15 protein-coding genes and 3 pseudogenes are annotated in these 12,575 nt (G+C 72.7%); 13 read left to right on the plus strand and 5 right to left on the minus strand.

Translation table 11 applies throughout. The features are described 5' to 3' along the window. Positions 1–22: 22 nt before the first annotated feature. From U6N30_RS22795 to U6N30_RS22815, 5 genes are read left to right on the plus strand one after another with little or no spacing between them, the layout of a single operon-like run. Positions 23–334 (plus strand): AMP-binding enzyme, encoded by a 312-nt coding sequence (locus U6N30_RS22795; protein WP_324278425.1) that lies wholly within the window; start codon positions 23–25, stop codon positions 332–334. Next, positions 331–762: a hypothetical protein gene (locus U6N30_RS22800; protein ID WP_324274075.1), complete on the plus strand. Its 432-nt coding sequence runs from the start codon at positions 331–333 to the stop codon at positions 760–762. The genes U6N30_RS22795 and U6N30_RS22800 overlap by 4 nt, the downstream gene beginning before the upstream one ends. Continuing rightward, positions 683–1,585, plus strand: a complete 903-nt coding sequence (locus U6N30_RS22805) for an alpha/beta fold hydrolase (RefSeq protein WP_324274076.1) — start codon at positions 683–685, stop codon at positions 1,583–1,585. Before U6N30_RS22800 ends, U6N30_RS22805 begins: the two co-directional genes overlap by 80 nt. Beyond that, positions 1,537–1,803: a hypothetical protein gene (locus U6N30_RS22810; RefSeq protein ID WP_324274077.1), complete on the plus strand. Its 267-nt coding sequence runs from the start codon at positions 1,537–1,539 to the stop codon at positions 1,801–1,803. Before U6N30_RS22805 ends, U6N30_RS22810 begins: the two co-directional genes overlap by 49 nt. A 1-nt stretch (position 1,804) precedes the next feature. Further along, positions 1,805–2,371, plus strand: a complete 567-nt coding sequence (locus U6N30_RS22815) for a GNAT family N-acetyltransferase (RefSeq protein WP_324274078.1) — start codon at positions 1,805–1,807, stop codon at positions 2,369–2,371. A 1-nt stretch (position 2,372) separates the two neighbouring features. Here U6N30_RS22815 and U6N30_RS22820 read toward each other — a convergent pair whose 3' ends face one another. The 5 genes from U6N30_RS22820 to U6N30_RS22840 all read right to left on the minus strand — a co-directional run bounded on the left by U6N30_RS22820 (position 2,373) and on the right by U6N30_RS22840 (position 5,568). Next, complete coding sequence (locus U6N30_RS22820) at positions 2,373–3,563, minus strand: ABC-F family ATP-binding cassette domain-containing protein (RefSeq protein WP_324274079.1); 1,191 nt, start codon at positions 3,561–3,563, stop codon at positions 2,373–2,375. A gap of 256 nt (positions 3,564–3,819) precedes the next feature. Beyond that, positions 3,820–4,008: an ATP-binding cassette domain-containing protein gene (locus tag U6N30_RS22825; protein WP_324274080.1), complete on the minus strand. Its 189-nt coding sequence runs from the start codon at positions 4,006–4,008 to the stop codon at positions 3,820–3,822. Positions 4,009–4,029: 21 nt separating this feature from the next. Then, positions 4,030–4,521: an adenylate/guanylate cyclase domain-containing protein gene (locus U6N30_RS22830; RefSeq protein ID WP_324274081.1), complete on the minus strand. Its 492-nt coding sequence runs from the start codon at positions 4,519–4,521 to the stop codon at positions 4,030–4,032. Further along, a complete protein-coding gene (locus U6N30_RS22835; protein WP_324274082.1) occupies positions 4,434–4,973 on the minus strand; it encodes a hypothetical protein in 540 nt (179 codons plus the stop codon). Before U6N30_RS22835 ends, U6N30_RS22830 begins: the two co-directional genes overlap by 88 nt. 124 nt (positions 4,974–5,097) lie before the next feature. Next, the gene (locus U6N30_RS22840; protein ID WP_324274083.1) at positions 5,098–5,568 is read right to left on the minus strand and encodes a universal stress protein; all 471 of its coding nucleotides are present in this window, start codon (positions 5,566–5,568) and stop codon (positions 5,098–5,100) included. Positions 5,569–5,851: 283 nt separating this feature from the next. Here U6N30_RS22840 and U6N30_RS22845 point away from each other — a divergent pair. From U6N30_RS22845 to U6N30_RS22880, 8 genes and pseudogenes are all read left to right on the plus strand, one after another. Further along, positions 5,852–5,908: pseudogene (locus U6N30_RS22845) on the plus strand (hypothetical protein); the annotation flags it as partial. Between the two features lie 62 nt (positions 5,909–5,970). After that, positions 5,971–6,696 (plus strand): annotated as a pseudogene (locus tag U6N30_RS22850) (AAA family ATPase); the annotation flags it as partial. Continuing rightward, the gene (locus U6N30_RS22855; protein WP_324274085.1) at positions 6,693–7,448 is read left to right on the plus strand and encodes an ABC transporter permease; all 756 of its coding nucleotides are present in this window, start codon (positions 6,693–6,695) and stop codon (positions 7,446–7,448) included. The pseudogene U6N30_RS22850 and the gene U6N30_RS22855, both read left to right, overlap by 4 nt. Before the next feature lie 146 nt (positions 7,449–7,594). Beyond that, entirely contained in the window at positions 7,595–7,942 is a 348-nt protein-coding gene (locus tag U6N30_RS22860; RefSeq protein ID WP_324274086.1) for an ankyrin repeat domain-containing protein, read from the plus strand. Positions 7,943–8,105: 163 nt separating this feature from the next. Then, positions 8,106–8,399: an ankyrin repeat domain-containing protein gene (locus U6N30_RS22865; protein WP_324278426.1), complete on the plus strand. Its 294-nt coding sequence runs from the start codon at positions 8,106–8,108 to the stop codon at positions 8,397–8,399. 283 nt (positions 8,400–8,682) lie between these two features. Next, positions 8,683–11,813, plus strand: a pseudogene (locus U6N30_RS22870) (multifunctional oxoglutarate decarboxylase/oxoglutarate dehydrogenase thiamine pyrophosphate-binding subunit/dihydrolipoyllysine-residue succinyltransferase subunit); the annotation flags it as partial. A gap of 132 nt (positions 11,814–11,945) precedes the next feature. After that, positions 11,946–12,335 carry a hypothetical protein gene (locus U6N30_RS22875; RefSeq protein WP_324278427.1) on the plus strand — a complete coding sequence of 130 codons (390 nt, stop codon included), beginning with the start codon at positions 11,946–11,948 and terminating at the stop codon, positions 12,333–12,335. A gap of 17 nt (positions 12,336–12,352) precedes the next feature. Continuing rightward, complete coding sequence (locus U6N30_RS22880) at positions 12,353–12,541, plus strand: DUF6104 family protein (RefSeq protein WP_324274087.1); 189 nt, start codon at positions 12,353–12,355, stop codon at positions 12,539–12,541. Positions 12,542–12,575: the final 34 nt, after the last annotated feature.

Consider the following 12,575-nt stretch of genomic DNA (forward strand, 5'->3'; position numbering starts at 1 on the left):
CATCGTCGACCGCAAGAAGGAGATGATCATCCGCGGCGGCTACAACGTCTACCCGCGGGAGATCGAGGAGGCGCTCTACGAGCACCCGGCCGTCGGCGAGGTCGCTTGCATCGGCATCCCCCATCCGGAGCTGGGCGAGGAGGTCGCGGCCGCGGTCGCGCTGAAGCCCGGCGCCACCGCCGAGGTGGACGAGCTGCGCGTGTTCGTCAAGGAGCGCGTCGCCGCCTACAAGTACCCGCGGCACCTCTGGCTGGTCGACGCCCTCCCGAAGGGCCCGACCGGGAAGATCCTGCGCCGGTCGGTCGAGGTGCCCCAGGAGGTGGGACAGCGATGACCGCGCCCCGCACGCCCCCGCCTGCCCCGCCGCTGTGGCGCCAGGCGTTCGACGCCGCCGAGCGTGCCGTCGCTCCGCGCGCCGAGGACCTCGTGCGCAGCGAGTACTTCTCGTTGGCAACCGCCCTGGCCCGTCGCGCGCAGACCGTCGCGACCCGATCGGTGCAGGGGCTCAGCGCACGCGCCTGGCACCTGGTGAACCTGCCCGCCGGCAGCGACATCAGCCGGCTGCGTGCCCAGATCGGGTCGCTCGACCGCGAGGTGCGGCGGCTGACCATCCAGCTCGAGCAGGAGCGGCGGCGCGCCGGCTCCGCCCGTGCGACGACCACCCCGACCACGGAGGACAGCGATGCCGACGGTGCCCAGCCCGCAGACGGTCCTCGACCGCGTCCGGCGCGACGTCGAGCGCAACGCCCTGCGCGCCCGTAACGGCATCAAGCTCGTCGCCGGCGTCGACCGGCCCGGCGTCGGGCAGACCCCCAAGGACGTCGTCTGGCAGCGGGGCCGGACCCAGCTCTGGCACTACCGCAACGACCCCGACACCTACGGCGGCGTCCGCTACGGACCGCCGCTGCTGATCGTGTTCAGCCTGGTGAGCCGCAGCTACATCCTCGACCTGACGCCGGGCAACAGCTTCGTCGAGCAGCTGCTGGAGGCCGGCTTCGACGTGTACATGCTCGACTGGGGCGAGCCCGACGAGCGCGACGCGGAGAACCGGCTCGAGGACTACGCCGACGACTACATCCCGGCCGGGATCGACCGCGTCCTCGAGCTCTCCGGCGCCGACGAGGTCAACCTGTTCGGCTACTGCTTCGGCGGGAACCTCGCGCTGCTCTACGCCGCGCACCATCCCGACGCACCGCTGCGCAGCCTGACCGTGCTGGCGACGCCGGTCGACTTCCGGCACATGGGCCCGCTCGCCGACATCTTCAGCGTCGGCGGGATGGACGTCGGCTCCGTCCTCGACTCCGACGGCAACGTCCCGCCGTCGATCGTCGTCCAGGGCTTCCGCGCGCTGACCCCGACCGCCGAGGTCACCCGCTACGTCACCCTGTGGGAGCGGCTCTGGAACGACGACTACGTCGCCTCCTACCAGGCCATGACCGGCTGGTCGGACGACCACGTGCCGTTCCCGGGGCAGCCGCCCGCGAGACGGCGGCGATGCTGGTGCGCCAGAACGGGATGCTCACCGACCGGCTCACCGTGGGCGGGGACCCGGTGCGGCTGGCCGACATCCAGGTGCCCTTCCTGACCGTGCGGGCCAACCGCGACCACATCGTCCCGCCGGACGCGACGTCGCCGCTGATCGACCTGGTCGGCTCGCCGGACAAGCACGAGCTGTGCCTAGACGCCGGGCACATGGGGCTGGTCGTCGGTCGCACGGCAGCGAGGACGACGGTGCCCACGATCATCGACTTCGTCCGCCGCCGCAGCGATCCGCTCACGCCCGACGCAGCCCAGGAGGCCTGACATGCCGGTGACGGAGCTCGGACCGGAGCGCTGCGATGCGCTCCTGAGGTTCTTCGAGGCGCTGCCCGAGGGCGACCTCACCTTCATCAAGGAGGAGGTCACCGACCCGGACACCGTGCGGTCGTGGGCGACCGACACCTCACCCGGCGGCCGCTGGGTGGCCGTGGACACCGGCGGGGAGGGTGCGGACGGGACGGACGAGGTGACCGGCTACGTCGCCGTCCGGCCGTTGCCCGGGTGGTCCGACCACGTCGGCGAGGTGCGCCTGGTCGTCTCGCCGACCCGGCGGGGCAGCGGACTGGGCCGGGAGCTGGCCCGGCAGGCCCTGGTGGGGGCGGTCTCGTCGGGCCTGTCGAAGCTCGTCGTGGAGGTCGTCGCCGAGCAGGGCGCGGCGCTGGCGCTGTTCACCGATCTCGGCTTCACCGGTGAGGCGCTGCTGCGCGACCACATCCGCGACCGCACCGGCGAGCTGCGCGACCTGATGGTGCTGGCCCACCACGTGCAGGAGACGTGGGCGGGCATGGACACCGTCGGGATCACCGACGACCTGGACGCGGGCTCAGGCTGAGTCAGCGCTCCGCGACGCGGCCCCCGGTCACCTCGAGGCGGCGGGTGGTGGCGACCGACTCGAGCATGCGGCGGTCGTGGGTCACGAGCAGCAGCGTGCCCTCGTAGGCGGCCAGCGCCTCCTCCAGCTGCTCGATCGCGGGCAGGTCGAGGTGGTTGGTGGGCTCATCCAGGACCAGGACGTTCACCCCGCGCGCCTGCAGCAGGGCCAGCGCCGCCCGGGTCCGCTCGCCGGGCGACAGGGTGTCCGCCGGCCGCAGGACGTGGTCGGCGGCCAGGCCGAACTTCGCCAGCAGCGTGCGCACCTCCGACGTCGGCCAGTCGGGCACCTCCGCGGAGAAGGCGTCCATGAGCTGTTCGCTGCCGAGGAAGCGACCGCGGGCCTGGTCGATCTCCCCGAGGCGGACGGCCGGGCCCAGGGATCCCGAGCCCTCGTCGAGCGGCACCCGGCCGAGCAGGGCGGCCAGCAGCGTCGACTTGCCGGAGCCGTTGGCACCGGTGATGGCCAGCCGGTCACCCCAGTCGACCTGGAGGTCGACCGGCCCGAGGGTGAAGTCGCCGCGCCGCACGATCGCCCCGCGCAGGGTGGCGACGACCGCCCCGGCGCGGGGTGCGGCGGCGATCTCCAGGCGCAGCTCCCACTCCTTGCGGGGTTCCTCCACCACCTCGAGCCGCTCGAGCCGCCGGTCGGTCTGCTTCGCCTTCGCGGCCTGCTTCTCCGAGGAGGCGCGATTGGCGGCCTTGATGTGCTTGTCGCCGTCCTTGGACTTCTTGATGGAGTCGCGCACGCCCTTGGCCATCCAGTTGCGCTGCATGCGTGCCCGCGCTTCCAGCGACGCCTTGGTGCCGGCGTACTCCTCGTACTCCTCCCGGGCGTGCCGGCGGGCGACGTCCCGCTCCACCAGATAGGCGTCGTACCCGCCGTCGTGCACCCGGACCAGCTGCTGCGCGAGGTCCAGCTCGACGACGCGGGTGACCGTCCGCGACAGGAACTCGCGGTCGTGGCTGACGACGACGATGCCGGACCGCGAGCCGGCGACGAAGCGCTCGAGCTGCTCCAGCCCGGCGAGGTCGAGGTCGTTGGTCGGCTCGTCGAGGAGCAGCACGTCGTAGCGGGACAGCAGCAACGCGGCCAGTCCCACGCGGGCGGCCTGCCCTCCGGAGAGCCCCGCGCTCGGCGTGTCCAGGCCCACCCCGGGGCCACCTGGGCGACGACCTCCCCGGCCCGCTCCTCCAGGTCGGCACCGCCGAGGGCCAGCCAGTGCTCGAGCGCGTGCCCGTACTCGTCGTCGGCGCCGTCGCGGCCGGCGGCGAGGTCGTCGGTCGCCGTGTCGAGCGCGGTCTGCGCGGCGGCCACGCCGGTGCGGCGCGCGAGCGCGCCGAGAACGGTCTCGCCGGTCCGCCGCTCGTGCTCCTGCGGCAGGTAGCCCAGGGTGGCGGTCGCCGGGCTCACGACGACGGAGCCGGCCTCGGCGGCCAGCTCCCCGCGAGGGTGCGCAGCAGCGTCGACTTGCCGGCGCCGTTGACGCCGACCAGCCCGACGACGTCACCGGGGGCGACGACGAGGTCGAGGCCGGAGAACAGCACGCGGGGACCGTGGCCGGCCGCCAGACCGCGGGCGACGAGGGTGGCGCTCATGGTCGAGAGCGTGCCACCCGGTCAGGACTCGTCGTCGAAGGAGTCCTCGTCGTAGCCGTCCGGCGCGGCGCCGGTGTCGTCCCCCGTCTGGCGGCGCCGCACCAGCCATGGCTGGAGGTGGTCGTACCCGCGGACCGACACCCGGCGCAGCGGCCGCACCCGGTACGCCGGGTGCTCGCGCACCCAGTCGGCGAGGTCCCGGTCGACGAGCATCGTCCCGGGCCGGGCCAGGGACGTCAGCCGGCTGGCCAGGTTCACCACGGGCGAGTAGACGTCGCCGAGCCGGGTCAGCACCGGTCCGTAGGCGGCGCCCACCCGCAGCGGCGGCCGGTCGTCGGCGGCCCAGACCAGCGGCAGCTGCAGCCCGATCTCGATGGCGTCGAGCGCACTGCCGGCCGTGAAGAGGACGCCGTCGCCCACCGTCTTCACCACCCGGCCGTGGTGCCGCGCGATGACCTCGGCGGCGGTGCTCTCGAAGTCCTCCACCATGACCCCGAGCTCGCGCCCGCCCATGCCGCGGGAGCGGGAGGTGTACCCGACCAGGTCGGCGAACCCGACGGCGAGCTCACGACGGTCACCGCCCCCGTCGCGGCCAGCAGCCGATCGGCGTTGGCCGCGAGGTGCCGCCGCCACACGTAGTCCTGGACCTCGCGCAGCCTCGGGAGCAGCATGCGGGCGGCCTCGATGGCCTCCTCCACCGTCGCGTTCGCCCGGTCGTCGCGGCCACCGGCCCGCGCGAGGGCGTCGGCGAGCATGTCGGTCTGCCAGTCGGCCAGCCGGGACAGCGACTGGCCCATGGCCCGTGCGATCGACGCCTCCGTCTCGGGCCCGACGAAGCCGGAGTCGATCAGACCGGACAGCACGCCGAGGGCGGCGACGTCGGCATCGGTGAACGCCGGGTCGTCGTCGGCGGCGTCCGGGAAGCCGAGCGCGCGCCACAGCCGCTGGGTGCGCTGAGGCTCCATGCCGGCCAGCGCGGCGACCTGCAGACGGGTGTACCGCCGCGGGCCGTCGAGCAGCAGCTGCTCCAGCGCCTCGCGCGCGCTCGGGCCGGCGACCTCCCCGGGTCGTCCATGGGAGTCCGGCGATCTAGCCGGTCGTGTGGACGACGAGCACGTCGCACTCGGAGCGGCGGGTCGCGTCGGCCGGCACCGAGCCCAGCAGCCGTCCCTTGATGCCGGCCAGTCCCCGGTTCCCCACCACGAGGAGGTCGGCGCTCTCGCGACGGACCACGTCCAGCAGCGCCTCCACCGGCGAGCCCTCGACGGCGACCGTCCTCACCTTCGTCGCCCCCGCGGCACCGGCCCGCTCGGCGGCGGTGCGGACGGTGTCCTCGGCGGGGTGCGAGCCCACGACCTGGTAGGCCTCGTCACGGAGGACGTCCTGCGCCCGGGCGAGCTCGCGGTCGTCGGCCTCGGTGGGCAGGTAGGCGCAGGCGATGACGAGCGTGGCGCCGCACGCGCCGGCCACGGCTCCCGCCCGCGCGACCGCGCGCAGGGAGGACTCCGAGCCGTCGGTCCCCACGACGACCGTCCGGTAGGCGTTCGAGGTCTCGCTCACGGCGCGCACTCTATGTGACCCCTGTGCCGTGGGTCATCCCGAGATCATCGTGGGGTTCGCCGTCCGCGGACACGGCACGCCCGCCTCCGGAAAGGGGTCCCGGGAGCTCACCCGGGTGCGCTTGGATGGGGGCGACCCCGCAGGCCCACGACGAGGAGACATCATTTCCAGCGCCAGCACTGCGACGGCCGACCCCGTCCGGGTCGAGGTGCGCGGACTCAGCAAGTCCTTCGGGCAGGTGCAGGCGGTCTCCGACCTCGGCTTCACGGTCGAACCGGGTTCGGTGACCGGCTTCCTCGGCCCCAACGGCGCCGGGAAGACCACCACCCTGCGCATGCTCCTGGGGCTGATGCAGCCCGACGCCGGGTCGGCGACCTTCAACGGCGCGCCCTACACCGGGTTGCCCGCCCCCTGCGCACGGTCGGGGCGGTGCTCGAGACCGCCTTCCACCCGGCCCGCACCGGCCGCAACCACCTGCGCGTCTACTGCCGGGCCGCCGGCTTCCCGCTCTCCCGGGCCGACGAGGTCCTGGTGCAGGTGGGCCTCGCCGACGCGGGCAACCGCCGGGCCGGCGGCTACTCGCTGGGCATGCGCCAGCGGCTGGCGCTGGCGACCGCGCTGCTGGGCGACCCCAGCGTGCTGGTCCTCGACGAGCCGGCCAACGGGCTGGACCCCGAGGGCATCCAGTGGCTGCGCGGCTTCCTGCGGCACATGGCCCACGACCAGGGCCGCACGGTGCTGGTCTCCAGCCACCTGCTGTCGGAGGTGGAGCAGACCGTCGACCGGGTGGTCATCGTCGGGGCCGGACGGCTCGTCCGCGAGGGCTCCATGGAGCAGCTGCGCTCCGGTGCCGACGGCGCGGGCACCGTGCTCGTCCGGGGCCCGGACATCGACCGGTTCGCCCACGTCCTGCGGGCCGACGGCGCCCAGGTCACCCAGGAGGACGGCACCCTGACCGTGCACGGTTCCAGCCCCGCCGACGTGGGCCGCCGGGCGTTCGCCACCGGCGTCGAGCTGCACGAGCTGCGCTCCCGCACCAGCGGGCTCGAGGAGATCTACTTCCAGCTCACCAGCGGATCCGAGCAGTTCGCCGCCCCCACTCCCACCGCTCAGGAGGCCTCCCGATGATCCGCCTGGTGCGCGCCGAGTGGACCAAGCTGTTCACCACCAAGGTGTGGCTCGGGCTCCTGCTCGGTGCCGTCGTCATGGTGATCGGCTTCTCGGTCCTGTTCACCTCCTTCGCGGGCAACGCCGAGAGCGGCATCCCCGCGGTCGGCACCCCGCTCTACGAGCAGCTGGCGCTGGCGACCGGGGCGAACGCCAACATCCTGTTCCTCATCCTGGGCATCATCGGGATGACGCAGGAGTACCGGCACCGCACCGCCACGCCCACCTTCCTGACCACGCCCCGCCGCGGCCAGGTGGTGGTGGCGAAGCTGCTGGCGTACGCGCTGGTCTCCGTCGTGTTCGCACTGGTCGTCGTCGCGGTGAACTACGTGACGGTGGCCATCCACGCCGGCGCTCGCGGGGCCGCACCGTCACTGACCGGTGACAACGTCGAGGTGCTGCTCAGTTCCGCGCTCGCGCTGGTCATCTACGCCGTCATCGGCGTCGGTCTCGGGGCGCTGCTGAAGAACCAGGTCGGGGCGATCGTCGGAGGGCTGGTGTACCTGTTCGTCGTCGAGCCGGTCATCCGGTCCATCCCGGCGACCTCGGGTGCCTACAAGTGGATGCCGGGTGGGGGCCTCGAGGCGCTGACCGCGACCTTCGAGGGTCCGGAGCTGCTCGGCGCCTGGCAGGGCGCGCTGCTGCTGCTGGGCTACGGCCTGCTCGCAGCACTCCTCGGCACGCTGCTGGCGGTCCGGCGCGACGTCGTCTGAACAAGAGTCCCGGGCCCCTCCCCGGATCCGCTCGGGGCGTGCGAGGGTCGTAGGAGCAGGGGTCCGCCGGCCCGCCGGGGTTCCGGGCGGTGCCCCGACGGGCCCGCGCCCCGTCCCGACGACGACGACGACGACGAAGGACACGTGTGACCACTCGGATGACCGCCCAGCGACTGGGCCGGATGATCGCGGCCGGCGACACCGACGCGGTGCGGACCGCGGTCCAGTCATCGCCCCGGATGCTCGGCAGCACCGTCGAGCGCGCCGGCCAGGGCGGATGGACGCCGCTGCACGTGGCCGTCGCGGAGGGCCGGGCCGACGTCGTCCGACTCCTGGTCGACGCCGGCGCCGACCTCGGCGCGCGGACGGAGCACCACCGCACGCCGCTGCACGTGGCCCTCGAGTTCTGCCCCGACCTCGTGCCGCTGCTGCTGGAGTTGGGCGCCTCCTGGACGCTCCGAGCGCCTCCTACCTGGGCCGGCGGGACGAGCTGACCGCACGGCTGGACGACGGCACCTCGCTGCGCGACCCGGCGTCCGGAGTGGACCTCCTCTCCTGGGCCGCGCTCGGCGGAGCCGCCGCCACCGCCCGTCTGCTGATCGAGCGCGGGGCGGACGCCGACGGGGCGCCCTCCACGCCGCTGCCTCCGGTGGGCGGCTGGAACTCGTCCGCCTGCTCCTGGACGCCGGCGCGGACGCCGATCGCCGGGATCCCGACACCGGCCGCACACCGTTGCACGCCGCGGTCGCCGCCGGCTCCGAGGAGTGCCCGGAGATCGTGCGCGTGCTCCTCGAGTCCGGCGCCGACGTCAACGCGACCACGAACGACGGCGCGAGCGCCCTGGACATCAGCCGGGTGTCGGCCGCGCGCCACCGGCGCGACGACTCCGCCCGGGCCACCGCGGACGACGCCCTGGTCCAGATGCTCGTGTCCCACGGCGCCACCGACTAGGCCGTCGCACCCGGTCGACGCCGACGACCCGGCGTAGACTCGACACCCGGTCCAGCCATGTCCACAGGCTCTGCACTTCCGGCCTGCGGCCGAGGCGACTGCACCCGAGACAGCACCAGACGCCGCCCACAGACGAAGAAGGCACTCGACCCCGTGTCAAGCGTGAGCTCATCCCGGCCCTCCCCGCGTCCTCCTCCCCGGTGGCCGGATTCGGCACCAACGAGTGGCTGGTCGAGGAGATGTACCAGCAGTACGTGGCCGACCCCTCGAGCGTCGACCAGGCCTGGCACGAGTTCTTCGCCGACTACCGCCCGGGTGGCCCCGTCAGCGGCGCCGACCGCGAGGAGCCGGCCGCGGCGGGCAACGGAGCCCCCGCCGCCAAGCCGGCTGCCACCTCCCCGCCTCACCGGCGCCCGCTCGCGAGGCCGCGCCCGCGGCCCAGAAGCCCGCGGAGAAGTCCGCCGAGAAGCCCGCGGAGAAGTCCGCCGGGAAGCCTGCGGAGAAGCCCGCCACGCCCGCCGGCGACAAGCCCGCCGACAAGCCGGCCGCCAAGGCCCCCGCTCCGCCGGTGGCCGCGGGATCGCAGTCGCCGCTGCGCGGAGCCGCCGCGGCCGTGGTCAAGAACATGAACGTCTCGCTCACCGTGCCCACGGCGACGAGCGTGCGAGCCGTGCCGGCGAAGCTGCTGGCCGACAACCGCATCGTCATCAACAACCACCTCGCGCGCTCCCGCGGCGGGAAGATCTCCTTCACGCACCTGATCGGCTACGCGCTGGTCCGGGCCCTGGACGACTTCCCGAACATGAACAACGCCTATGCCGAGGTCGACGGCAAGCCGGTGCTCGTCCAGCCCGAGCACGTCAACTTCGGCCTGGCGATCGACCTGCCGAAGCCCGACGGCTCGCGGTCGCTCGTCGTCGCCTCCATCAAGGGCGCCGAGGAGATGGACTTCGCGGGCTTCTGGTCCGCCTACGAGGACATCATCCGGCGGGCGCGGGCCAACAAGCTGACCATGGAGGACTTCTCCGGCACCACGATCAGCCTCACCAACCCGGGGACCATCGGCACCAACCACTCGGTGCCGCGGCTCACCGCCGGCCAGGGCGCGATCATCGGCGTCGGCGCCATGGAGTACCCGGCCGAGTTCCAGGGGATGAACCCCGACGCGCTCACCGAGATGGCCGTCTCCAAGATCATCACGCTGACTTCGACCTACGACCACCGGATCATCCAGGGCGCGGAGTCCGGCGACTTCCTCCGTCGGCTGCACGCCCTGCTGCTCGGCGAGGACGGCTTCTACGACGACGTCTTCCGCTCGCTGCGGATCCCCTACGAGCCGGTGCGCTGGATGCCGGACGTGCGGATCACGCGCGAGGGGCAGATCGACAAGGAAGCCCGGGTCATCGAGGTCATCGAGTCCTACCGGCGCAACGGCCACCTCATGGCCGACACCGACCCGCTCGAGTTCAAGGTCCGCACGCACCCCGACCTGGACATCCTCGAGCACGGCCTGACCCTGTGGGACCTGGACCGGAGGTTCCCGGTCGGCGGGTTCGCCGGCGAGCGGCTGATGGCCCTGCGCGACATCCTCGGCGTGCTGCGCAACTCCTACTGCCGCACCGTCGGCGTGGAGTACATGCACATCACCGATCCCGAGGAGCGGGACTGGCTCCAGCAGCGGATCGAGGTCAAGCACGACCAGCCCGAGCGGGAGAAGCAGAAGCACATCCTCGGCCGGCTGAACGCCGCCGAGGCGTTCGAGACCTTCCTGCAGACCAAGTACGTCGGCCAGAAGCGGTTCAGCCTCGAGGGCGGCGAGTCGGTCATCCCGATCCTCGACGAGGTGCTGATCGCCGGCACCGACCACGGGCTCGACGAGGTCGCGATCGGCATGGCGCACCGCGGCCGGCTGAACGTCCTGGCCAACGTGCTCGGCAAGAGCTACGCGAAGATCTTCGGCGAGTTCGAGGGCAACATCGACCCCGGCACCGTCCAGGGCTCCGGGGACGTGAAGTACCACCTCGGGGCGACCGGGAGGTTCCGCAACCCGTTCCAGACCGACGCCGAGATCGCCGTCTCGCTGGCCAGCAACCCCAGCCACCTGGAGACGGTCAACCCCGTCCTCGAGGGCATCGTCCGCGCGAAGCAGGACATGATCGACAAGGGTGAGCAGGGCTTCACCGTGCTGCCGGTGCTGCTGCACGGCGACTCCGCGTTCGCCGGCCAGGGCGTGGTGGCCGAGACGCTGAACCTCTCCCAGCTGCGCGGCTACCGCACCGGCGGCACCGTGCACGTGGTCATCAACAACCAGGTCGGCTTCACCACCAGCCCGGCCGCCGCGCGCTCGAGCCTCTACTCCACCGACGTCGCCCGCATGATCGGCGCCCCGGTCTTCCACGTGAACGGCGACGACCCCGAGGCCTGCGTGCGGGTCGCCCGCCTGGCGGTCGAGTACCGCCAGACGTTCAAGAAGGACGTCGTCGTCGACCTGGTCTGCTACCGCCGGCGCGGGCACAACGAGGGCGACGACCCGTCGATGACCCAGCCGCTGATGTACGACATCATCGACCGCAAGCGCTCGGTGCGGAAGCTCTACACCGAGGCGCTGGTCGGGCGGGGCGACATCACGCTCCAGGAGGCCGAGGAAGCGCTCAAGGACTACCGCGGCCAGCTGGAGCGGGCGTTCGCCGAGACCCACGACGCGCAGGACTCCTCCAAGCCCGAGCCGGTCATGGACCCGCGCACCCCGCAGGAATCGCAGCTCACGACCGCGATCACCCGCGAGGTCCTCAAGGCCGTCGGAGACGCGCACGTCTCCTTCCCGCCTGACTTCACGCCGCACCCGAAGCTCCAGAAGATGCTGGAGAAGCGGGCGGCGATGGCCAGCGAGGGCGGCATCGACTGGGCGATGGGTGAGCTGCTGGCCTTCGGCTCGCTGCTCATGGACGGCGTCCCGGTCCGGCTGGCCGGTCAGGACTCCCGCCGCGGGACGTTCGTGCAGCGGCACTCGGTGCTCATCGACCGCGAGAACGGCGCCGAGTACACACCGCTGGCCAACCTCACCGAGGACCAGGCGAAGTTCTTCGTCTACGACTCGCTGCTCAGCGAGTACGCCGCGGTGGGCTTCGAGTACGGCTACTCGGTGGCCAACCCGAAGGCCCTGGTGCTCTGGGAGGCGCAGTTCGGCGACTTCGTCGACGGCGCCCAGATGGTCATCGACGAGTTCATCAGCTCCGGCGAGGCCAAGTGGGGTCAGCGCTCCGGCGTCGTGCTGCTGCTGCCGCACGGCATGGAGGGCCAGGGCCCGACCACTCCAGCGGCCGGATCGAGCGGTTCCTGCAGCTGTGCGCCGAGAACAACATGACGGTCGCCAACTGCAGCACGCCCGGCAACTACTTCCACCTGCTCCGCCGGCAGGCGCTGTCGGAGGTGCACCGCCCGCTGGTCGTCTTCACGCCGAAGTCCCTGCTGCGGGCGAAGGCCGCCGTCAGCGGGGTCGAGGACTTCACCGACCAGGGCTTCCGCGCGGTGCTGCCCGACAGCGGCGTGGGCGGCGAGCCGCTCGACTCCTCCGCCGTCCGGAAGGTGCTGCTGTGCAGCGGCAAGGTCGCCTACGACCTGATGGCGCAGCGGGAGTCCGACGGCACGGCCGACGTGGCGATCGTGCGGGTCGAACAGCTCTACCCGCTGCCGGCCGAGCAGATCGCCGCCGAGCTCGAGCGGTACCCGAACGCGAACGACGTCGTGTGGGTGCAGGAGGAGCCGATGAACATGGGCGCCTGGCAGTTCATGGCCGTCAACCTCCCCGAGCACCTCCCGCAGGGCCGGATCCTCCGCCGGGTCAGCCGGCGGGCGTCGGCCAGCCCGGCGGTCGGCTCGGCGAAGGTGCACGAGGTCGAGCAGCGGCAGCTGGTCGCCGAGGCCTTCGCGGACTAGGACACGGCCCACCCACCATGTACTTCACCGACCGCGGGCTCGAGGAGCTCGCCGAGCGGCGGGGCGAGGAGCAGGTGACCCTCGCCTGGCTGGCCGACCAGATGCAGGCGTTCGTCGACGGGCACCCCGACTTCGAGGTACCCGTCGAGCGGCTGGCCACCTGGCTGGCTCGCGGCGGCACGGACGACGACGACTTGGAGGCCTGAACGACGACCGGGGACGTCGCTGACTGATCGACCG

Source organism: Blastococcus brunescens (assembly GCF_035320885.1).
Taxonomy (GTDB): domain Bacteria; phylum Actinomycetota; class Actinomycetes; order Mycobacteriales; family Geodermatophilaceae; genus Blastococcus_B; species Blastococcus_B brunescens.